Source organism: Brevibacterium sp. OS20, assembly GCF_056837565.1.
Genome location: NZ_CM166367.1, coordinates 1,083,241 through 1,102,129, shown reverse-complemented (window position 1 = coordinate 1,102,129; position 18,889 = coordinate 1,083,241). Strand labels below are relative to the sequence as shown.

Sequence of the window (18,889 nt, the reverse complement as noted above, 5' to 3'; positions counted from 1 at the left end):
GAGCGTGGCCTTGAACGAGACTGCCGCTGACGGGCAGTCGAGTGCGACTGTGGGAAACAACGAACCGCCCGAAAGCGTGTGCTTCCGGGCGGTTCATCACCTGACTGTCGTTGCCTTGCCGGCTCAGGCGGCCTTCGCCTCGAGCTTCTTGGCCAGCAGAGCGGCGATCTGCACGGTGTTCAGTGCCGCGCCCTTGCGCAGGTTGTCGTTGGAGACGAAGAGGACGAGTCCCTTGCCTGCTGGTGCCGACTGGTCGGCGCGGATGCGGCCGACGTAGCTGTCGTTCCGACCTGCGGCCTTGAGCGGGGTCGGGACCTCGTCGAGGGAGACTCCGGGTGCCTGCGACAGGATCTCGGTGGCCTGCTCGGGGCTGATGTCGGAGTCGAATTCGGCGTGGATGCTCAGGCTGTGTCCGGTGAAGACTGGCACGCGCACGCAGGTGCCGGCGACCAGCAGGTCGGGCAGTCCGAGGATCTTCCGGCTCTCGTTGCGCAGCTTCTTCTCTTCATCGGTTTCGTTCTGCCCGTCGTCGACGACCGATCCGGCCATCGGCAGGACGTTGAACGCAATCGGTTCGACGTAGTTGTCAGGCTCCGGCAGGCTCACCGCGTTTCCGTCGGTGGTGAGCTTGCGGGCATCGGGCAGACCGGCTTCGAGCTGACCGGCGAGCTCCTCGACCCCGGACAGACCCGAACCGGACACTGCCTGGTAGGTAGCCACGATGAGACGGCTCAGTCCGGCCTTGTCATGGAGGGCCTTGAGCACGGGCATGGCGGCCATGGTCGTGCAGTTCGGGTTCGCGATGATGCCCTTGGGCGGCTCATCAAGGGCATTGGGGTTGACCTCGCTGACGACGAGCGGAACCTCCGGGTCCGAACGCCACGCCGAGGAGTTGTCGACGACGATGGCACCGGCCGCGGCGAAACGCTCGGCCTGTGCCTTCGACGTCGCCCCACCGGCGGAGAACAGGGCGATATCGAGTCCACTCGGATCCGCCTCGGCGGCGTCTTCGACGGTGATCGGCTGGCCCTTGAAGTCGATCGTCTTCCCGGCCGAACGGGCCGAGGCGAAGAGCCTCAGGGACCCGATCTCGAACCCGGGATCGTCGGCCAGCAGGTCGAGCATGACTCCGCCGACCTGGCCGGTCGCACCGACTACTCCGATATTGACGCTCATCGTCCGGTACCTCCGTACACCACTGCTTCGTTGTCTTCACTGTCGAGTCCGTAGGCGGCATGAGCGGCACGGACCGCGTCGTCGAGCAGGTCTGCTCGGGTGACGACGCTGATGCGGATCTCCGAGGTGGAGATCATGTCGATATTGACCTGGGCTTCGCTGAGCGCTTCGAACAGGGTCGCGGTCACGCCCGGGTGGGAGCGCATTCCGGCGCCGACGACGGAGAGCTTGCCGATCTGGTCGTCGTAGCGGACCTGGTCGAAGCCGATCTCTGCCTTCACACCGTCGAGGGCCTCGAGCGCCTTGGCTCCGTCGTCCATGGGCAGGGTGAATGAGATGTCCGTCTTCCCCGGCTCGCGGGTGGAGATGTTCTGGACGATCATGTCGATGTTGGCTTCCTGCTTGGCCAGAGTCTTGAAGATCTCAGCGGCCTTGCCGGGGACATCGGGAACACCGACGATCGTGACCTTGGCTTCCGAGCGGTCGTGGGCGACGCCGGAGATGATTGCCTGTTCCATGGTGGACTCCGTTTCTGGTTCCGCTGCCGGGGTCGATGATCCCCGGCCCTGGCGGAAGGCTTCGGGGATGGGTGAATCGGTCACCCAGGTTCCTTGGTTGCGAGAGAATGAGGACCGCACGTGCACCGGCACGTTGTAACGGCGGGCGTATTCGACGCAGCGGAGCATGAGGACCTTGGCGCCCGAGGCGGCCATCTCCATCATCTCTTCGTAGCCGATCTCATCGATCTTGCGCGCCGTGGGCACGATCCGCGGATCCGCGGTGAAGACGCCGTCGACGTCGGTGTAGATCTCACACACATCGGCGTCGAGCGACGCGGCCAGTGCCACAGCGGTGGTGTCGGAGCCGCCGCGGCCGAGTGTGGTGATGTTCTTCGCAGTCTGGCTGACGCCCTGGAATCCTGCGACGATGGCAACGTATCCCTCGTCGAGGGAGGACCGGATGCGGCCGGGAGTGACGTCGATGATTCGGGCCTTGCCGAACTGCTCATCGGTGATGACTCCGGCCTGGGAGCCGGTGAAGGACTGGGCTTCGAAGCCGAGGTTGGCGATCGCCATGGCCAGCACCGCCATCGAGATGCGCTCACCGGCGGTCAGCAGCATATCGAGTTCGCGGGCGGGGGGCATGGGGGAAACCTGTTGGGCCAAGTCGATGAGATCATCGGTACTGTCACCCATGGCCGACACCACGACAACTACTTCGTGACCGGCTTGACGGTACTCGACAATTCGTTTGGCCACTCGCTTGACCGATTCCGCATCGGCTACCGAGGACCCACCGAACTTCTGGACGACTATGCTCACTGCAGTATCTTCCTTATCGCTGATAAGTTCCGTGCCAGGCGATCGATTCCATGGTTCCAAACATGGAGGTCTCGTGCTGCATCGATCAGGATTTCAGCCGTGTCGGGCTCCCGGCACCTGAACCATTGTATGAGGTGCGTCATTCCGCTTCACCTTCGCCCGTCATTCAGACACTGCCTGACCGGGCCGAACGTCCGCCCCTGCAGACCCGAGCGTTGACTGTGCACATAGGCGAGGCGGCGGTTGGTCACCGGGCGTTCAGCCCCTGCTCAGAAATCGTTATAAACGAGGCATCGCGGAACGCCGGATTCACTCGCCGAGGCGGCCCGCCGGCTTCGTGCCGACGGGCGCTGCTCTTGACGGTCAGTCCGACCGTCGCTCCACGGTGAAGAGGTCACCGGGCTGACAGTCGAGGACCTCGCACAGAGCAATGAGAGTGGAGTAGCGCACGGCCTTCGCTCTGTTGTTCTTGAGCACGGAGAGGTTTGCGAGCGAGACCCCAACGCGCTTGGACAGTTCGGTCAGGCTCATGTCTCGCCGGGTCAGCAGACTGTCGAGGTGGCAGATGACTCGGGAAGAGCCGAATTCCTCGACCATCACACGAGCCCTTCGAGCTCTTCTTGAGCTTCGCGCCCTGATCTGAAGCACCTCCGCAGCAGTTCGGCGCCGCCGACGGCCCCGAGAACGAAGAATGCGTGGACGACGGTGATTCCCGGCCCCACTTCATCAGCGATGCCGATATCGGCGGAGATCCAGTTGCCGCCGGGAACCTTGGTGATGAAGTGGAGAATCCACCCGATCGCCACGATCCACTCGAACGCCGCAAAGGCGCGGGACGCCCGGAGCGTGAAGGGTGTTCCCGCCGCGATGTCACGGATGACAGGCACCAGGGAGATCGCGGCCGCCAACACGGTGAGGATAAGAGTGACTTCGGCAATGGTCACCAGCACGACCGCCCCGGCCGAGACGTCGGCCGTCGGAACGACGATCTCGGTGAGTCCGGACAGGGATGCCGCTCCGTTCCCGGCATCGAGCGAGGAGGCGGAGCCGTCGGAGAAGTCCACCGTCACCGCCACTTCGGAGCGGATCATTCGCGTGACGAGATCAGTGACGGCATAGATGACGTAGAAGCCGACCGCTAAACCGATCCATAGTTCGTAACCTGTTCCGAACGCCTTGCGCTTCTGAGGTTCGCCGTCCGGCCTCTGTTCCTCTGTCGGTGACATGACAACGCCTTCCCGTCCCGGCGAGCAGCAGACGAGCTTTCCGCCGACCTTCGCCGCATCCGATGATTTATCGTTTGTCGATATATCGATAAACAATATGTTTTACGATTATCGATATGGTGTCAAGAGGGCGAAACCGAGGCGGTCAGTCGATTTCGCGACGACCGGAGAATGCCCGACCGAGGGTGACTTCGTCGGCGTATTCGAGGTCGCCGCCGACGGGCAGCCCCGAGGCCAGGCGGGTGACGGTCACGCCGAGTGATCCGAGCAGGCGGACGAGGTAGGTGGCGGTGGCTTCGCCTTCGAGGTTCGGGTCGGTGGCAATGACGGTCTCCTTGACCTCACCGTCCTGCAGACGCGTCATGAGCTCTTTGATCCGCAGGTTGTCGGGCCCGACTCCGGCCATCGGGTCGATCGCTCCGCCGAGGACGTGGTAGAGGCCCCGGTATTCTCGGGTCCGTTCGATTGCGACGACGTCCTTGGGCTCTTCGACCACGCAGATCATCGACCGATCGCGGCGCGGGTCCTGGCAGACCGTGCATTCGGCCTCCTCGGACACGTTTCCGCAGATCTCGCAGAACCGCACTCGCTTCTTCACGTCGGTGAGCGCCTGGGCCAGCGCATTGACGTCCTGCGAGTCCGTCTGCAGGATGTGGAACGCCAGACGCTGGGCCGATTTCGGCCCGATGCCCGGAAGCTTGCCGAACTCTTCGACCAAGTCCTGAAGGGCACCTTCGTATACAGCGCTCATACTTCTCTTTCGTCAATGATTTCGCCGCCGAGGACCCGTGCGATCACATCGACGCCCATCTGCGGCGCTTCGGAGACGTCGAGGTCCGTTTCCGGATCATACTCGTCCTCGTCCGATCCCGACCCTTGCGGGTAGGGGTTCGATCCCGGCGCCGAGGCAGCCCCCGGTGCTGTCCCGCCTGCCGGGTTGGCCTGCGGAGCAGATCCGTAGCCGGGTCCGGCAGGCGGAGTGGTGGTGGCACCGTGCTTTTCGGCAAGTGCGGCGAAGCGCGATTTGAACGGTTTCGCCTCTCCCCCAGGGGTCGGTGGCGGCGGCTGCACGGCAGGTGCCGACTGGTCGAAGGCACCTCCTCCGAAGTCGCTCGTGGTGTCGCCGAGATCGGGATAGTCGAGATCGTCGTCGGGCGGCGGAACGACGACGGCGCCGACGTCGACAGCTCCGCTGCCGGCGCTCGTCTCGTCGACGTCGTTCGAGGCTGTGCCTGTCGATGCCGCATCGACCGGTGAGGGGTCGATCGGGGAGGGACCGTCGTTCCAATTCGGTTCCTCCCACCGCGGTTCGACATATTCCATCGGCGAATCGTCGGCGAAGCCGGACGACCTTGCTGGAGCTGGTTCCTGCTCGCGCGAGTGGTCAGACCGTCCGAAGTCGTCGGTCGGTGCGTTACCGGAGTCGGTCGACTCGGTTCCGGCATCTGTCGGCGCACCGAAGAAGTCGTCGTCGGACAGGTCGGGCACAACAACATCCGGGACCGCTGGTTCAAAAGAATCGTGGTCAGGATCTCTCGGCTCAGGAGCAGTCCAGTCTGATCCTTCAGAGTCGGCCGAGTCCGCAGCGGGAACCTGAGCGACCGAGGATTCCGGCTCAGAATCGGCCGATCCCTCTTCGGTGGTTTCGGCCGGTTCACCGGGGTTGTCCTGAGGTGTGGGTTCAGTCGGAGGGCCCGGCTGTTCCCCCTCCTCGTCGTCGGAGGACCAGGGCCCCTGCGTCGGGCCGCTGGGTTCCCAGAACTTCTCGTGGTCAACCTGTGGTTTGTCGACTTCACGAGTACCGACGACTGCGGCGACTTCCTGCGGACTCGGGCGTCGCTGGCTCGGCGCCGGTCCGTGATTGCCGCCGGAGTCATTCATGGGCGGAGCCGAGGATCCTTTGCCCTGGCTGCCTCCGCCGGCAGTTCCTCCGCCGATCCGACCGACATCACCGACGTCGATACGAGCCTGGATGCCGAGAACGTCGTTGATCGCCGCCGCGAGTTTGGCCGCATGGTCACGCTGCTGGAATCCCTGCACGGATCCGGCGTTGTTGAAGCCGAGGTAGACGACCCCGTCGGAGAACGACTGCGGGATCGCATTGGCCGCGATGATCGCTCGTGTCAGTCGGCTGCGCTTCTCCACCGAGGCGAGGATGCTCGGCCATGCGCGGCGGATCGCTTCGATCTCACCGCCGATATCGCCGGATCCCGCCACCGAGGTCGCCTCCGGCGCCGCTGCCTGCTCGGACTGTTGTGAGCCATCGGCAGGTCCGGCTGGTGCCGCAGGCGCAGGAGCCGACTGGCGCTGAGGCTGGTTCGCCGGCGCGGAGTCCGGTGCAGAGCTGTGTGCGGAGGCACCGGCAGAGTCCTGTCTCTGCTGGTTGTCCTGGACAGATTGCGACTCATTCTGCGGCGCGCCCGACGCTTCGGCCGCAGGCTCGGGCGGCGAATCGGGAGATGGCTGCTGTTCCTGCGCCGGCTGGCCGTCAGCTGCGCTCCGGGGATCCTCAGCAGACTGCTGCTGCGGACCCGCGAGCGCGGTCTGAGATTGAGGTCCGGACGGCGATGCCTGCTCCGGCTCGGTCTGGCCATCGTGCTGAGACGACTGAGCCTGCTGATCCGACTGTTCTTGTTGCTCGGCCTGCCCTTGCGCCCCCTGCCGATCAGATTGACGCTGCTGCCCCTGCTCACGCTGCTGCGCTGGCTGCGCTACCGGTTCGTTGAGCATCGACTCGGCGGCCGCGGCCATGGCCGCGATGTCGTCGAAGTCGTCGTGAGCCGCGCTCTGGAGCTGACCGGCGGTCGCATCCGCATCCGGTGCTCCGGCCCCGCGGCCCGGCGCACCAGGCGACGCATCACCTGCCGGCGGTCGACCGCCCGACTGTCCTTGATCGACAGCAGGTGCCTGCCCCTGCACAGGGGCTTGCGCCGCACCCTGATCCGGGACTGCCTGCGGCGGCGGCACGTTCGCTACCACACCGGTGGCCGACATGCCGATGCGACGTTCCATCCGCTCCATACGACTGAGCACAGCATCCCGGCTGCGGCCGGAACCGGGCAGCAGAATGCGGGCACAGATGAGTTCGAGCTGCAGCCTCGGCGAGGTGGCACCCGACATCTCCGTCAGTCCCACGTTGAGCAGGTCTGCGGCGCGGGAGAGTTCGCCTTGTCCGAAACCATTGGCCTGCAGGGTCAGCCTCTCCAGGCGGTCCGGCGGCACTTCGGGCAGGAAGGCATGGGCCGCCTCGGGGGCGGCGTTGATGACGATGAGATCCCGGAAGCGCTCGAGCAGATCTTCGACGAAGCGCCTCGGATCCTGACCGGATTCGATGACCCGCTCCACCGCGCGGTACACCCCGGCACCGTCGCCGGCGGAGAACGCATCGACGATGTCGGACAGCAGCGAATCAGGAGTGTATCCGAGCAGCGCGACGGCTCGACCGTAGTCGACTCCATCGGGCCCAGCCCCAGCGATGAGCTGGTCGAGGACCGACAGCGTGTCACGCACCGATCCCCCTCCGGCCCGCACGACCAGCGGCAGCACGCCCTTGGCCACCTGCACACCCTCACGAGCGCACAGCTCCTCGAGGTAGTTGCCCAGGGCCTCCGGCGGCACCAGTCGGAACGGATAGTGGTGGGTCCGCGACCGGATCGTGCCGATGACCTTCTCGGGTTCGGTCGTGGCGAAGATGAACTTGATATGCGGCGGCGGCTCTTCGACGATCTTGAGCAGAGCGTTGAAGCCCTGCGAGGTGACCATGTGCGCCTCATCGAGGATGAACACTTTGTACCGATCGCGCGCGGGCGCATAGACGGCACGTTCACGCAGGTCACGGGCATCATCGACGCCGTTGTGGCTGGCCGCGTCGATCTCGACGACATCGAGCGAGCCGGGTCCGCCGTTGGCCAGATCCCGACAGCTCGGGCATTCCCCACACGGCACCGGGGTAGGTCCCTGCTCGCAGTTGAGGCACCGGGCCAGGATCCGCGCCGAGGTGGTCTTACCGCACCCGCGCGGGCCGGAGAACAGGTAGGCATGGTTGATGCGGCCACGTTCGATGGCGGCCTTCAGCGGATCGGTCACATGCTCTTGACCGATGACCTCGTCGAAGGTCTCTGGGCGGTATCTTCTGTACAGTGCGGTGGACACGTCCCCTAGCCTAATGCCAACGGCTGACACGAGACACGGCCCCGGACTCCCCGCCGTTGTCGCCGACTTCCCGATCAGGCACGATAGAGATCATGAGCTCAGCCACCCCCTCCCCCGACGAGAACGACCCCGCAAAGACCTTCCGCATCGGCCACAAAGAGCGCGATGAAGCGATCGAGCTTCTGCGCGAAGCCGCCGGTGACGGTCGGATCACGGTCGACGAGCTCGACGAACGGATGGAGAAGGTCCAGTCCGCGAAGTTCCCCATCGACCTCGACGCGGTGCTCGCCGACCTCACAACCGAGCTGCCCTCCGATCGCTTCCGCCCCGCCTCGGCGATCGCCCCTGCCCCTGGCCGCGCGATGGCGATCACGGGGCATGACCGCTTCGATCCGCTCGTCATCAAGGCCGGCTGGGAGTCCGCGGTCCGCCGCGCCAGGTGGGCGGTCCCGCCGTATATCCGCTGCGAACCGTCGATGTCGAACATCGAGCTGAACTTCCTCGAGGTCGAGACCGATCTCGAGGTCATCGAGATCGAGATCGTCGCCGGTATGGGCTCGGTCACCGTCGTCATCCCCGACGACTGGGCGGTCAACGTCGACCAGCTCTCAAAGTCCTGGGGAAGCGTGAAATCCGTGGTCGACGCCGTTCCGACCGGCCGCCGACCCCTCGTACGCGTGGGCGGATCGATCGGCATGGGCTCGTTCAAGGCCCGCTTCGCGAACTACTTCGACCGTCGGCGAATGGCGAAATGATGCAGCCCGGACTCGGTGCTGTCATCTTCCTCACCCTGTGCATCATCGTCGTCTTCTGCGTCGGTGCCTTCCTCGTGTACCGGGTGATGAACACTCCCGGTTCTCATATCGGCTCCCGCCTGCCCAAACACGATCCCCACGCCGAGGCGGCCCCAACCGACACGTCCGACCGCGCTTCCGCTGCGGACCCGTCCGACCCCGAGGGAACGAACAGCACCGACGACCCTGACCGTCCCGAGGACCCCGAACCGCGGCGTCCTTGAAAACCGGCACCTACCGTGATCGACTTTCACTATGTCTGAGATTCAGATCACGCGCATCGCCGCCGACGATGAATCTGCGCTGCTGACGTGGAACGACGTCATGCGCACCGCTTACACCGAGGGCCGCACCGCCGCCTGGTGGCGCAGCGCCGAGACGACGCTGACCCAATTCGCCCACCCGCGCCCGGGAGGACAGGACATCGCCCTGGTGGGCCGGCTCGGCGAGGAGATCATCGGCGGCGTCGAGATCAGTCTCTCCCCCGAAACTCCGACCGATATCGAACTCGGTGTCCTCTCGGCTCACCGTCGGCAGGGTTTCGGCACTGCCCTCGCCGAGGCGGCCGCACAGTTCCTCGATGATGGTGACGATTCCTCGGAGATCGTGCAGACCGAAACCTACTGCCCGGCCGGGGTCGCCTTCGCGCAGGCGCACGGGATGAGCATCGGCAACGAAGAGCACCGGCTGCTGCTCGACCTGCCCGCCTACCTGGACGCCGATGCGAATCGGTACAAGGATTCGGGGGCGTCGACGGTTGTGCCGGTGATCAGGGAGGACCCGGACTTCTCGGTCACCTCATGGATCGGAGCCTGCCCCGAGGAGGTGTTGGAGTCCTGGACCCAGCTGCGTGTGCAGATGGATGAGGACGTGCCCGTCGGCAAGCTCACCCGCTCCGCCACCCATGCCAGCACTGCGGCGATCCGCTGCCATGAGGAGCGGATGGAAGAGCAGGGCTGGACCTTGGTCAGCTCGATGGCGCACGTGGGCGAACTCGCCGTCGGCTATACGGAGATCATGGTCTCGTCCCACGATCCGCAGATCGTCATCCAGGAGGACACGCTCGTCGACCGTGCCTATCGAGGCCGCGGGATCGGGCGGGCACTCAAGGTCGCGAACCTGCGTCAGCTGCCCGCGGTCGCGGCGACCGTCTCGGCGAAATGGGTGCAGACGTACACGGCGACGGACAACGAACCGATGCTCGCACTCAACCGCGACCTCGGGTTCTTCATCGCCGATACGATGACCGCTCTGGAGAAGAAGTCCGATCACAGCCGCGCGTGACATTCCGGTCGACTAGAGTGGGCGGTGACCCGTCCGGCCATCGAATCGAAGCAGACCGCCGTGCCCACAGAACTCCTCATCGCCGTCCTCGTCTTCATCATCGTCGTCCTCGTGACCGTGCTCGTCATCCGCTCTCGCGCCAACAAGGCCCGCAAGCAGGAGCAGACGCAGCAGCCGACCGCCCCGCGCGATCCCTTCGCCGCCGACCAGAACACCGGCGGTGATCCCGAGACCATCAAGGCCGGCGATCTCCTCGAATTCGGCAACGAGAAGTTCTTCGTCCGCGGCACCCTGCGCATCTCCGAGGGCGGCTACGACTGGGCCGAGCACTTCTTCCAGGCCGACGCCTCGGCGACCCGTATGTGGCTGAGCGTCGAACGCGATCCCGACGTGCAGGTCGCCCGCTGGCGCGACCGCCCCGACCTCGATATCGAGCCGAAGGCCCGGACCATCACCATCGACGGCACCGACTACGACCTCGTCGAGCACGGCACCGCATCCTACCGGTCCGAAGGCACCACGGGACTGAATGAGAAGGGCGGGGTCGACTATGTCGACTACGAATCCGGCGGCGGCCGCCTGCTCGCCTTCGAACGCTTCGACCACGGACGCTGGGAAGTGAGCACGGGAGAGACCATCCCGACCGGTTCCTTCACCATCTACTCCGGCAGCTGATGCTCACCCTCCCCCGCCCGCTCGACGTCCCCTTCACCGACACCAGTGCCGAGGCGCTGCGGTTGAGCCTCGACCACGACCGGATCGCCCCGCTGGCTGTCCGCCGCATCGATGTGCCCACCGTAGCCGCACCCACTGACACAGTGATCGCTGACACCGGGCCCATCCTCGCCGAGGCGACGCCAGAGCTGACCCTGACACTGACCGTCATCGGTTCCTCCCACCAGGCGGTCCTGAGCGCCGGGCCCACCGATGTGTTCATCGAGACCTTCGCCTGCCTCGGCGAGGGTGGGGACGATTCGTCTCCGAAACGACCGCGGTGGGACCGCGAACACATCCGCCACGGTCGGTGGGCCGGTTTCACCGAACACCGGTTCACCGCGACCCGCACCCACGTGTCCGGGGACTTCCCGACGGCCGCCGCCGAGGTGCTCGCCGTCGGTGCCGACCGTGCCCTCACCGCAGACGACCACCTCTCGGTCGCGTTCCCCGGACAGCCCGGCGCGCTGACGGCACTGTCGCTGACCGCAGCAGGTCCCGAACGGATCGCCTGGCAGTCGTGGCACTGCTACCCGCAGCATGGAGAGATCGTGCACAGCAGCTCCGAATTGAGGAGGTCGACATGAGCCAGGGACCGAACGTCTCGATGGGCGGCGGCTCTTTCGATTTCGACCGCGAAAACTCCGGCCCTTCCGGCCCCCAGCGTCCCAGCGGACCGCAGCGGCCCGGCGGCGGATCGGGGCGGAAGCCGCGCCGCATCGGCTGCGGAACGATCATCTTCTTCGTCGTCATCCTCATCGTCATCGGCAATATGTTCCGAGGCTGCGGTTCGTCCGGGTCGTCGGCGAACTGCGGCGACTACGACCTCAGCAACGGCCAATACGTCTCGAACCCCGGCGAGGGCGACTACGTCAAGAACGGCAGCAGCTATGACTACGTCGGCTGCGATACATCCCGCTCCGGAGGCGGCGGCTTCTTCTTCCTCCCGTTCTTCACCGGCGGCGGATCGAACTACGGCGACGGCTCCGGCTTCCGCGGCGGCGGACCGGGCACCGGAAAATAGGCACGATCAGGCACAGCGAAAGGCAGACATGCTCCTGAATTACCTCATCTACGAGACCGGAGTCGTCCTCTCCTATGCGGGCTGCGGACTCCTCCTCATGGTCATCGGCTACTTCGTCGTCGACCTGCTCACCCCGGGCAAGCTCCACGTCATCCTGTGGGAGCAGAAGTCGCGCAATGCCGCGGTCCTCGTCGCCTCCGACCTGGCCGGAGTCGCGATCATCGTCATCGCAGCCATCCGCGCCAGCTCCGATGACCTGGCCGCGGGCATCCTGTCCACCCTCGTCTTCGGCATCCTCGGCATCATCCTCATGGGAGTGAGTTTCGTGCTCATCGGCCTGCTCACCCCGGGCAAGACAGGCGACATCATCAACTCCCCACAGATGCACCCCGAGGTCTGGGTCAACGCCACCGCCCACCTGGGCATCGCGGGCATCATGGCCGCAGCCCTCCTTTGAACACCGCTGACGACGGCTCCGGCACCACCACCGAGGCGGCCCGACCGATCACCCTCCCGATGCGTCCGGGGCCGGCCCGATTCTTCGTCCTGCTCGCCGTGTTCATCTGCGCGAGCTGCGGAATGGTCTACGAGCTCGCGCTCGTGGCCTTGGGGTCCTATCTGCTCGGCGACACCATCGTCCAGGCCTCCATCGTCCTGGCCGTCATGGTCTTCGCCATGGGTGTGGGCTCGCTGGCGACCAAGCGGCTGACCGGGTTCGCCGCGGTCTCCTTCGCCCTCATCGAGGCGGCCCTGGGCATCATCGGCGGGCTCTCCGTCATCCTGCTCTACCTCGCCTTCGCGTTCGCCGACGTCTACACGGTGGCCATGGTGGCCCTCGCGTTCGTCATCGGCGCGCTCATCGGCGCGGAGATCCCGCTGCTCATGGAGCTCGTCCAACGCATCCGCGCGCAGAAGGCCTCGAGCGCAGTGGCCGACCTCTTCGCCGCCGACTATGTGGGCGGACTCATCGGCGGGCTCGCCTTCCCGTTCCTCCTGCTGCCGCTGCTCGGTCTGCCGCGCGGTGCGCTGGCCGTGGGGATGACGAACGCGCTGGTGGGCATCCTCATCGTCCTCTGGCTCTTCCGCTCCGAACTCAGCCGCGCCGCCCAACTCATGTTGGCAGCGCTGCTTGTGCTCATCCTCGGCGGGCTCACCGTGGTGTGGGTGTATACCGACGACATCGAAGTCACCACCCGGCAGCGTCTCTACCGGGATCCGATCGTGTATTCGCAGCGGTCGGACTACCAGGAGATCGTGCTCACCGAGGCGAAGAGGACCGGTGATACGCGGCTGTTCCTCAACGGGGATCTGCAGTTCGCCTCGGCCGATGAGTACCGCTATCACGAAAGCCTCGTCCATCCGCTGCTGAACGGTCCGTGCCGCAACGTCCTCGTCCTCGGCGGCGGCGATGGATTGGCCGTACGCGAGATCCTCAAGTATCCCGACGTCGAGTCCGTCACGCTCGTCGACCTCGACCCCGCGGTCCTCGAACTGGCGAAGACCTCGGAGCACTTCACCGCGTTCAACGACGACTCCCTCGACGATCCGCGGGTGACAACGATCGCCGCCGATGCCTTCACGTGGCTGCGGGAGGCGAAGCATTCGGCCTATGACGCGGTCATCGCCGATCTTCCCGACCCCGATGATGTGGCGACGTCGAAGCTCTACAGCATCGAGTTCTACGGGCTCATCCGCCAGGTGATGTCCCCGGAGGCGCGCCTCGTCGTCCAGGCCGGCTCCCCCTATTTCGCCCCTGAAGCCTATTGGGGCATCGGTGAGGCCGTCGCCGAGGCGGGACTGTCGACGACTCCGTATCACGTCGATGTCCCCAGCTTCGGTGATTGGGGATATTTCCTCGCCGATCTCGACGGGGAGGGCCCCGAGGTGACCGTTCCCGATGATGCTCCGGACGGATTGAAATTCGCCACCGCCGAGGTGCTCGCCGCCTCGACGACGTTCCCACCGGACCGTGATCGCGCGGCTGTGGGCAAGGTCGAAGCCTCGACGCTGCTGCACCCGCGTGTCCTCGACCAGGAACGCGGAGCCTGGGTCGGATACTGAATTCGTCTGACACGAGCTTCTCAAATCGGCAGAGGGCCGACCCACATGGGTCGGCCCTCTGCGGTTTCTCTGTCGGTGTTGCCTTCTTGTCGCGGTCAGCCGGCCATGAGGCTGGCCAGGCCGCCGACGATGCCGAAGGAGATTCCGAGTGCCCATCCGAGGACAAGGAGACCGAGGAAGACGAGGCCCAAGATGAAGCCCCATTTGCCCATCTCGTTGTCTCCGAAACCTGCTTCTTGTGAGCGCTTGCGCGCCATGTGACCGGTGATGATGCCGACGACGGGTCCGATGAAGTTGAATCCGAGGAAGGTCGACAGGGTCGCCACGAGCGAGACGATGCCGAGCACCTTGCCCGGATCCTCCTCGGCGCGTTGGCCATTGCGGTACTGCGTCGGGTAGCTCTGCGGTGCTTCGTACTGCCCGGCGGACGGGCGTGGGTACTGTCCCGCGGAGGTCTGGTCGAACTGATCGGGAGTCGGGGTGGGTGCTGCGTTCATGGTGCTGGTCTCCTTGGTATCGGCTGTTGATACCAGCCTAGGAAGACGTCACCGGACGCCGACAGGGACCAATCCCCCGACCTGGATAGGGTTTTCCCGAAGTTCAGCGCACGTCGACGAGTGCGTGGCCTTCTCGTCCCATGAGGTAGAGAAGCAGCTCGAGAGGTGCCCCGGTGATCGTCGTGGCCTCACCGCTGCCCTTCTTCCCTGCTGTGCGGGTACCGAAGCCCGGGGCTTCGATCGTCACGGGCCCCTTCGCCTTCGCCGCGTAGGGCAGGAGGGCCACCTTCGTCTGTGCCCACACGGTCGCGGTCTCCGCCTTCGACAGCCGACGCGGAATCCATTCGATCGCGGCGCGGCGGATGTCTTCGTGGTGGACGAGGAACTCGGTCGTGTTCATCACCGTCTCCACTCCCGGCAGGGCGCCCGGGGTCCACTTCGGCGGTGCGGCGACGAGTCCGAGCAGCCGGCTGAACGGCATCTCGGCGTACTCGTCTTCCTTCGCCTGCAGGCGGTCGGAGAACTTCGGCATGAAGATGCCCGCGGCAGCGCGGGGATGACGTTCGCGGATGACGAGGTGGGTGGCAAGGTCCCTGACCGTCCACCCTTCACACAGGGTGGGTGCGTCGTCCCCGGCACGGCGGGCTGTGTCGACAAGGCGCAGTCGTTCGGCGCGAGCCAGATTGTCTCTCATGACTCTCAGTCTTCCATTCCCGGCTTGGACTCCCCTGGATGCCTGGCCGAATCGCAGCCTGATCTCCTCACCGGCTTGCCCACGCGGTGACGAAGTCGGCGACGCGGGAGATCGACCGGAAGTCGGCGAATTCGTCTCCGCGGGTCGGCCCGTCGGTGACGATGACGACGGGTTTGCCTTCCTTCGCTGCGGTCCGGACGAACCGCAGTCCGGAGAGCACCGCCAGCGAGGAACCGAGCACCACGAGTCCGGCAGCCTCGTCGGCGATCCGATTGGCTGCCTGGACCCTGGCGGCCGGGACGGAATCGCCGAAATAGACGACATCGGGCTTGAGCAGTCCACCGCATTCGGGGCAGTCGAGGACTGCGAATCCGGCGGTGTCCTCGAGTTCGACGTCGCCGTCGGGTGCGGTTTCGACGTCGATGGGGTCGATGCCGACCTCCTCGGCGAAGTCCGGGTTGAGTTCGCTCAGTCTCCGCTGTACCCAGTCGCGGTCGAACAGGTGTCCGTTGCTCAGGCAGATCACTCGGTCGAGGCTGCCGTGGAGGTCGATGACGGGACTCGGCGCCGGGGCTCCGGCGTCGTTCCCGCGGTCGGCGGCGACCGCCTCGGCGGCGGCCTGATGGAGTCCATCGACGTTCTGGGTGATGATCCCGGCCACGGACAGCTCGGCCAGGCCGAGGTGAGCTTGGTTCGGGCGAGTGCCGCGCATCCGCGGCCACCCCATCCATGACCGTGCCCAGTACCTGGCTCGCTGATCGGGGTGGGAGAGGAAGGTCTGGATCGTCATCGGCTTCCGCGGCGGGGAATCCGGTCCACGGTAGTCGGGCACGCCTGAATCCGTGCTCATTCCCGCCCCGGTGAGCACCGCCCAGTCCGCGCCGGAATAGGTCCTCGTGAGCACGTCGATGATCGCGGCATCGGGGTGGCTGGCTTCCGGACGCACGCGTCCGCGCAGGGGGTCGAAGATGACTGCCATGGCTCCACTGTAGACATGGCAGCTGACGGAGGGCACCGGCCGGGGCTAGGGTGGGGCCATGGTCAACGTTCTGCTCGTCCATCATTCCCCGTCCGCTGCGACGGTACGGATCGCCGAGGCGGCCGAATCCGGGTTGCGTATGCCCGAGCTCGGCGACATCGACGTCACCATCCGCCCGGCGCTGGAGGCGAGCGTCGAGGATGTGCTCGCCGCGGATGCCTATGTGCTCGGCACGACCGCGAACTTCGGCTATATCTCCGGTGCCCTCAAGCACTTCTTCGACACCACCTATGACGCGGTGCGCGAGCCGACCGCCGGCAGGCCGTTCTCCTACTGGATCCACGGCGGCTACGACACGACCGGTGCCGAGACCGCGATGAAGCAGATCACGACCGGCCTAGGTTGGAAGCTCGCCTTCGACCCCCTCATCTTCACCGGCGAAGTCACCGAGGAGCATTTGGAGCGGGCCACGGAGCTGGCCGCCACAGTCGCAGTCTCCACCCCCTAATTGCTACCTGACGGCGGCCCAGCCACCTCGCGCGAGGTAGCTGGGCCGCCGTCAGGTAGTAATGGGGGAGTTTCTGATGAAAGTACTTTCCATTATGGAAAGTAGTTGGTACTATGGAATTACTTTCACAGAGCTACCACCACTCAAAGGAACCGACATGAACGCGAACCCCACCCCGCAGCAGGCGGCAGATCTTCTCAGCCAGGTCGAAGCGAACCAGTCCCGGGCCCGCAGTGGAGATGCGTGGCCGCTGGTCACTCTGCTCTTCGTCCTTTCCACAGGACTCTCCGTCGGTCTCATGGCCATCGGCATCATCGACGACAACACCACCCAGCTCATCATCGCCGGAGCCGGACTGAGCTGGCTCGTCCCGGCACTGGTCGTCTACCTCGTCAAGGCCCTGTCCTGGAGCCGCCGCTCCACGGCTCTGCTGCTGACATGGCTGGGCGTCATCATCGTCGCCTTCGTCGCCGGCGTCATGGCCGATTCGTTCGCCGCCGGCGGTCCGATCCCGTTCATCGCCGCAGGGGTGCTGTGGGTCGCCGCCCCGGTCTTCTCCCTGTTGGCCCTGCGCCGCTGAGGAGGAACCGACGATGACTGCGAAACAGAACTCCGCGACCGAACCAGAGGACGCGCACACCGAAGACGAGACGATCCCCCACCTCGGCGACTCACTGACCCGGCTCGAACCGGAACTGAACAACCCCACACGGCTCGGCATCGTCTCCAGCCTGAAGAACCGGGACAGGGCCGAGTTCAAACTGCTGCGCGACAGTCTCGGCGTCTCCGATTCCGTGCTCTCCCGGCACATCACCGCACTCGAGAAGGCCGGAATGATCGAGGTGAAGAAAGGGTACGTGGGCAAACGCCCGCGCACCTGGGTCTCGATCAGCAAAGACGGGAGCAGACGTCTCGAGGCACACATCCAAGCACTGCGGGAACTGGCCGGAGCATAGCCCCGTAGATGACTGTTCACCCTGGTGAGAAGATCGACTAGGGTGATGGAAACCGATGCAGGGAGGCATGATGACCACACCGACGAGCACCGAGATCCCGTTCCTCGAGCTCCACGAAGTCTCGACACTCATCCGAACCAGGCAGCTGTCCTCGCGTGAGGTCACCGAAGCGATGCTCGAACGCATCGACAGCCTCGAGCCCCGACTGCAGGCCTTCGCCACGGTCATGGCCGAATCGGCCCTCGCTGAGGCCGACCGCGCCGATTCCCTCCTGGACCGCGGAAGCTGGCTCGGCGATCTGCACGGAGTCCCCGTGGCGGTGAAGGATCTTGCGAACACCCACGACGCACCGACCGGTGCGGGCACCACGATCCATGCGGACTTCCGCCCAGATTTCGATGCCACCGTCGTCGCTCGACTGCGAACCGCCGGAGCCGTCATCCTCGGCAAACTGCGTCTGACCGAGGGGGCGTTCACCGGTCACCATCCCGACCTGCCGACCCCGGTCAACCCGTGGGATGCCGGCACCTGGTCGGGAGTCTCCTCCTCAGGGTCCGGTGTGGCCACTGCGGCCGGGCTCTGCTTCGCCTCGCTCGGCTCGGACACCGGCGGATCGATCCGCCTTCCGTCCTCGGCCAATGGCGTCACGGGACTCAAACCGACCTGGGGCCGAGTCTCCCGCCACGGCATCTTCGCACTCGCTCCCAGCCTCGATCACATCGGGCCGATGACCCGCAGCTCCCGTGATGCCGCGATCGTGCTGCGGGCCATCGCCGGCCACGATCCGGCCGATCCCACCTCGTCGCTCGAACCGGTACCGGACTACTTGCAGAGGTTGCGCGTCGACGGAGCCCCGGTCGTCGGTTTCGACCGCAAGCTGGCCGAAGAGCACTTCGACGCTGCGACGAATGAGATGCTCGAGGACACCATCGAGACGGTGACCGACCTGGGCTGGCGGGTGCTCGCGGTCGAGACTCCCGGTTTTGAGGCCGCGGCCAAGGAATGGACGGCTCTGTGCGGGGTCGAGACCGCCGGTGTCCATTCGGAGACGTATCCGGCCCGGGCGGACGAATACGGTCCCGACCTGTCCGGTCTCATCGAGATCGGGCGCGGACTCTCCGCCGTCGACTACCATCGGCTCCTCGAATCGCGGAGAGACTTCACCGGCCGTATGCGCACTCTCATGGCCGATATCGATCTGCTCCTGCTGCCGGGAATCGGCGTCGGCTCGCCGACTATCGCGCAGATGGCGAACCTGGGTTCCGACCAGAAGCTGTTCGCTGCGGTGACCGTGCCAACGGCACCGATCGACAACTGCGGAATGCCGTCGATCACTCTGCCCGCAGGGTTCACCGACCGGGGCACTCCCCTGGCAGCACAGTTCGTCGGCGGTGACTTCACCGAACCCTTGGTGCTGGCCGCCGGTCATGCCTTCCAGCAGGTCACAGACTTCCACACCAGCCACCCGGCCGGGCTCTGAGCCCACCGACCGCAGGGGCACC

Annotated in this window: 21 protein-coding genes; 12 read left to right on the top strand and 9 right to left on the bottom strand. The window is 65.6% G+C overall.

Annotated features, from left to right (window positions below; translation table 11 throughout):
* Positions 1-123: 123 nt before the first annotated feature.
* From ACVZTU_RS04730 to ACVZTU_RS04705, 6 genes are all read right to left on the bottom strand, one after another.
* Complete coding sequence (locus tag ACVZTU_RS04730) at positions 124-1,176, bottom strand: aspartate-semialdehyde dehydrogenase (RefSeq protein WP_139468721.1); 1,053 nt, start codon at positions 1,174-1,176, stop codon at positions 124-126.
* Positions 1,173-2,498: an aspartate kinase gene (locus tag ACVZTU_RS04725; protein WP_139468722.1), complete on the bottom strand. Its 1,326-nt coding sequence runs from the start codon at positions 2,496-2,498 to the stop codon at positions 1,173-1,175. Before ACVZTU_RS04725 ends, ACVZTU_RS04730 begins: the two co-directional genes overlap by 4 nt.
* Before the next feature lie 363 nt (positions 2,499-2,861).
* A complete protein-coding gene (locus ACVZTU_RS04720) occupies positions 2,862-3,095 on the bottom strand; it encodes a helix-turn-helix domain-containing protein (protein ID WP_139468723.1) in 234 nt (77 codons plus the stop codon).
* Positions 3,095-3,724 (bottom strand): hypothetical protein, encoded by a 630-nt coding sequence (locus tag ACVZTU_RS04715; RefSeq protein WP_482401517.1) that lies wholly within the window; start codon positions 3,722-3,724, stop codon positions 3,095-3,097. Before ACVZTU_RS04715 ends, ACVZTU_RS04720 begins: the two co-directional genes overlap by 1 nt.
* A gap of 145 nt (positions 3,725-3,869) precedes the next feature.
* The gene (gene recR, locus ACVZTU_RS04710) at positions 3,870-4,475 is read right to left on the bottom strand and encodes a recombination mediator RecR (RefSeq protein WP_025780860.1); all 606 of its coding nucleotides are present in this window, start codon (positions 4,473-4,475) and stop codon (positions 3,870-3,872) included.
* On the bottom strand, positions 4,472-7,876 hold the full coding sequence (locus ACVZTU_RS04705; protein WP_482401516.1) for a DNA polymerase III subunit gamma and tau: 3,405 nt from the start codon (positions 7,874-7,876) through the stop codon (positions 4,472-4,474). The genes recR and ACVZTU_RS04705 overlap by 4 nt, the downstream gene beginning before the upstream one ends.
* 92 nt (positions 7,877-7,968) lie before the next feature.
* Here ACVZTU_RS04705 and ACVZTU_RS04700 point away from each other — a divergent pair, with 92 nt between their 5' ends.
* From ACVZTU_RS04700 to ACVZTU_RS04665, 8 genes are read left to right on the top strand one after another with little or no spacing between them, the layout of a single operon-like run.
* Positions 7,969-8,631 (top strand): DUF1707 SHOCT-like domain-containing protein, encoded by a 663-nt coding sequence (locus tag ACVZTU_RS04700; protein ID WP_181270943.1) that lies wholly within the window; start codon positions 7,969-7,971, stop codon positions 8,629-8,631.
* Positions 8,628-8,894: a hypothetical protein gene (locus tag ACVZTU_RS04695; protein ID WP_139907172.1), complete on the top strand. Its 267-nt coding sequence runs from the start codon at positions 8,628-8,630 to the stop codon at positions 8,892-8,894. The genes ACVZTU_RS04700 and ACVZTU_RS04695 overlap by 4 nt, the downstream gene beginning before the upstream one ends.
* Positions 8,895-8,925: 31 nt before the next feature.
* On the top strand, positions 8,926-9,954 hold the full coding sequence (locus tag ACVZTU_RS04690) for a GNAT family N-acetyltransferase (RefSeq protein WP_181270944.1): 1,029 nt from the start codon (positions 8,926-8,928) through the stop codon (positions 9,952-9,954).
* A 24-nt stretch (positions 9,955-9,978) separates the two neighbouring features.
* A complete protein-coding gene (locus ACVZTU_RS04685) occupies positions 9,979-10,629 on the top strand; it encodes a DUF4178 domain-containing protein (RefSeq protein ID WP_482401515.1) in 651 nt (216 codons plus the stop codon).
* A complete protein-coding gene (locus ACVZTU_RS04680) occupies positions 10,629-11,255 on the top strand; it encodes a DUF2617 family protein (protein WP_482401514.1) in 627 nt (208 codons plus the stop codon). Before ACVZTU_RS04685 ends, ACVZTU_RS04680 begins: the two co-directional genes overlap by 1 nt.
* Positions 11,252-11,692: a hypothetical protein gene (locus tag ACVZTU_RS04675; RefSeq protein ID WP_218973644.1), complete on the top strand. Its 441-nt coding sequence runs from the start codon at positions 11,252-11,254 to the stop codon at positions 11,690-11,692. The genes ACVZTU_RS04680 and ACVZTU_RS04675 overlap by 4 nt, the downstream gene beginning before the upstream one ends.
* A gap of 28 nt (positions 11,693-11,720) precedes the next feature.
* Positions 11,721-12,149, top strand: a complete 429-nt coding sequence (locus tag ACVZTU_RS04670) for a DUF350 domain-containing protein (protein ID WP_052240077.1) — start codon at positions 11,721-11,723, stop codon at positions 12,147-12,149.
* Positions 12,146-13,753, top strand: coding sequence for a polyamine aminopropyltransferase (locus tag ACVZTU_RS04665; RefSeq protein ID WP_482401513.1), 1,608 nt, complete (start codon positions 12,146-12,148; stop codon positions 13,751-13,753). The genes ACVZTU_RS04670 and ACVZTU_RS04665 overlap by 4 nt, the downstream gene beginning before the upstream one ends.
* Positions 13,754-13,848: 95 nt before the next feature.
* On the opposite strand, the gene ACVZTU_RS04660 is transcribed toward ACVZTU_RS04665, so the two are convergent.
* From ACVZTU_RS04660 to ACVZTU_RS04650, 3 genes are all read right to left on the bottom strand, one after another.
* The gene (locus ACVZTU_RS04660; RefSeq protein WP_181270946.1) at positions 13,849-14,250 is read right to left on the bottom strand and encodes a DUF4190 domain-containing protein; all 402 of its coding nucleotides are present in this window, start codon (positions 14,248-14,250) and stop codon (positions 13,849-13,851) included.
* Between the two features lie 103 nt (positions 14,251-14,353).
* On the bottom strand, positions 14,354-14,944 hold the full coding sequence (locus ACVZTU_RS04655; protein WP_139468730.1) for a TIGR03085 family metal-binding protein: 591 nt from the start codon (positions 14,942-14,944) through the stop codon (positions 14,354-14,356).
* 67 nt (positions 14,945-15,011) lie between these two features.
* Positions 15,012-15,923, bottom strand: coding sequence for a Sir2 family NAD-dependent protein deacetylase (locus ACVZTU_RS04650; protein WP_482401512.1), 912 nt, complete (start codon positions 15,921-15,923; stop codon positions 15,012-15,014).
* Between the two features lie 58 nt (positions 15,924-15,981).
* Between ACVZTU_RS04650 and ACVZTU_RS04645 the strand changes: the two genes are divergently transcribed.
* From ACVZTU_RS04645 to ACVZTU_RS04630, 4 genes are all read left to right on the top strand, one after another.
* Positions 15,982-16,431, top strand: coding sequence for a flavodoxin family protein (locus tag ACVZTU_RS04645; protein WP_482401511.1), 450 nt, complete (start codon positions 15,982-15,984; stop codon positions 16,429-16,431).
* 157 nt (positions 16,432-16,588) lie between these two features.
* Positions 16,589-17,011 carry a hypothetical protein gene (locus ACVZTU_RS04640; protein ID WP_139469372.1) on the top strand — a complete coding sequence of 141 codons (423 nt, stop codon included), beginning with the start codon at positions 16,589-16,591 and terminating at the stop codon, positions 17,009-17,011.
* A gap of 13 nt (positions 17,012-17,024) precedes the next feature.
* A complete protein-coding gene (locus ACVZTU_RS04635) occupies positions 17,025-17,387 on the top strand; it encodes a winged helix-turn-helix domain-containing protein (protein ID WP_482401510.1) in 363 nt (120 codons plus the stop codon).
* A gap of 70 nt (positions 17,388-17,457) precedes the next feature.
* Entirely contained in the window at positions 17,458-18,867 is a 1,410-nt protein-coding gene (locus ACVZTU_RS04630; protein WP_482401509.1) for an amidase, read from the top strand.
* Positions 18,868-18,889: the final 22 nt, after the last annotated feature.

What these genes read in the sequence shown, in the direction of transcription:
- ACVZTU_RS04675 (WP_218973644.1), top strand. Translation starts at nt 11,252, where the DNA reads ATGAGCCAGGGACCGAACGTCTCGATGGGCGGCGGCTCTTTCGATTTC.
- ACVZTU_RS04690 (WP_181270944.1), top strand. Translation starts at nt 8,926, where the DNA reads ATGTCTGAGATTCAGATCACGCGCATCGCCGCCGACGATGAATCTGCG.
- ACVZTU_RS04670 (WP_052240077.1), top strand. Translation starts at nt 11,721, where the DNA reads ATGCTCCTGAATTACCTCATCTACGAGACCGGAGTCGTCCTCTCCTAT.
- ACVZTU_RS04680 (WP_482401514.1), top strand. Translation starts at nt 10,629, where the DNA reads ATGCTCACCCTCCCCCGCCCGCTCGACGTCCCCTTCACCGACACCAGT.
- ACVZTU_RS04630 (WP_482401509.1), top strand. Translation starts at nt 17,458, where the DNA reads ATGACCACACCGACGAGCACCGAGATCCCGTTCCTCGAGCTCCACGAA.
- ACVZTU_RS04730 (WP_139468721.1), bottom strand. Translation starts at nt 1,176, where the DNA reads ATGAGCGTCAATATCGGAGTAGTCGGTGCGACCGGCCAGGTCGGCGGA.
- ACVZTU_RS04720 (WP_139468723.1), bottom strand. Translation starts at nt 3,095, where the DNA reads ATGGTCGAGGAATTCGGCTCTTCCCGAGTCATCTGCCACCTCGACAGT.
- ACVZTU_RS04695 (WP_139907172.1), top strand. Translation starts at nt 8,628, where the DNA reads ATGATGCAGCCCGGACTCGGTGCTGTCATCTTCCTCACCCTGTGCATC.
- ACVZTU_RS04650 (WP_482401512.1), bottom strand. Translation starts at nt 15,923, where the DNA reads ATGGCAGTCATCTTCGACCCCCTGCGCGGACGCGTGCGTCCGGAAGCC.
- ACVZTU_RS04635 (WP_482401510.1), top strand. Translation starts at nt 17,025, where the DNA reads ATGACTGCGAAACAGAACTCCGCGACCGAACCAGAGGACGCGCACACC.
- ACVZTU_RS04645 (WP_482401511.1), top strand. Translation starts at nt 15,982, where the DNA reads ATGGTCAACGTTCTGCTCGTCCATCATTCCCCGTCCGCTGCGACGGTA.
- ACVZTU_RS04640 (WP_139469372.1), top strand. Translation starts at nt 16,589, where the DNA reads ATGAACGCGAACCCCACCCCGCAGCAGGCGGCAGATCTTCTCAGCCAG.
- recR (WP_025780860.1), bottom strand. Translation starts at nt 4,475, where the DNA reads ATGAGCGCTGTATACGAAGGTGCCCTTCAGGACTTGGTCGAAGAGTTC.
- ACVZTU_RS04655 (WP_139468730.1), bottom strand. Translation starts at nt 14,944, where the DNA reads ATGAGAGACAATCTGGCTCGCGCCGAACGACTGCGCCTTGTCGACACA.
- ACVZTU_RS04700 (WP_181270943.1), top strand. Translation starts at nt 7,969, where the DNA reads ATGAGCTCAGCCACCCCCTCCCCCGACGAGAACGACCCCGCAAAGACC.
- ACVZTU_RS04660 (WP_181270946.1), bottom strand. Translation starts at nt 14,250, where the DNA reads ATGAACGCAGCACCCACCCCGACTCCCGATCAGTTCGACCAGACCTCC.
- ACVZTU_RS04715 (WP_482401517.1), bottom strand. Translation starts at nt 3,724, where the DNA reads ATGTCACCGACAGAGGAACAGAGGCCGGACGGCGAACCTCAGAAGCGC.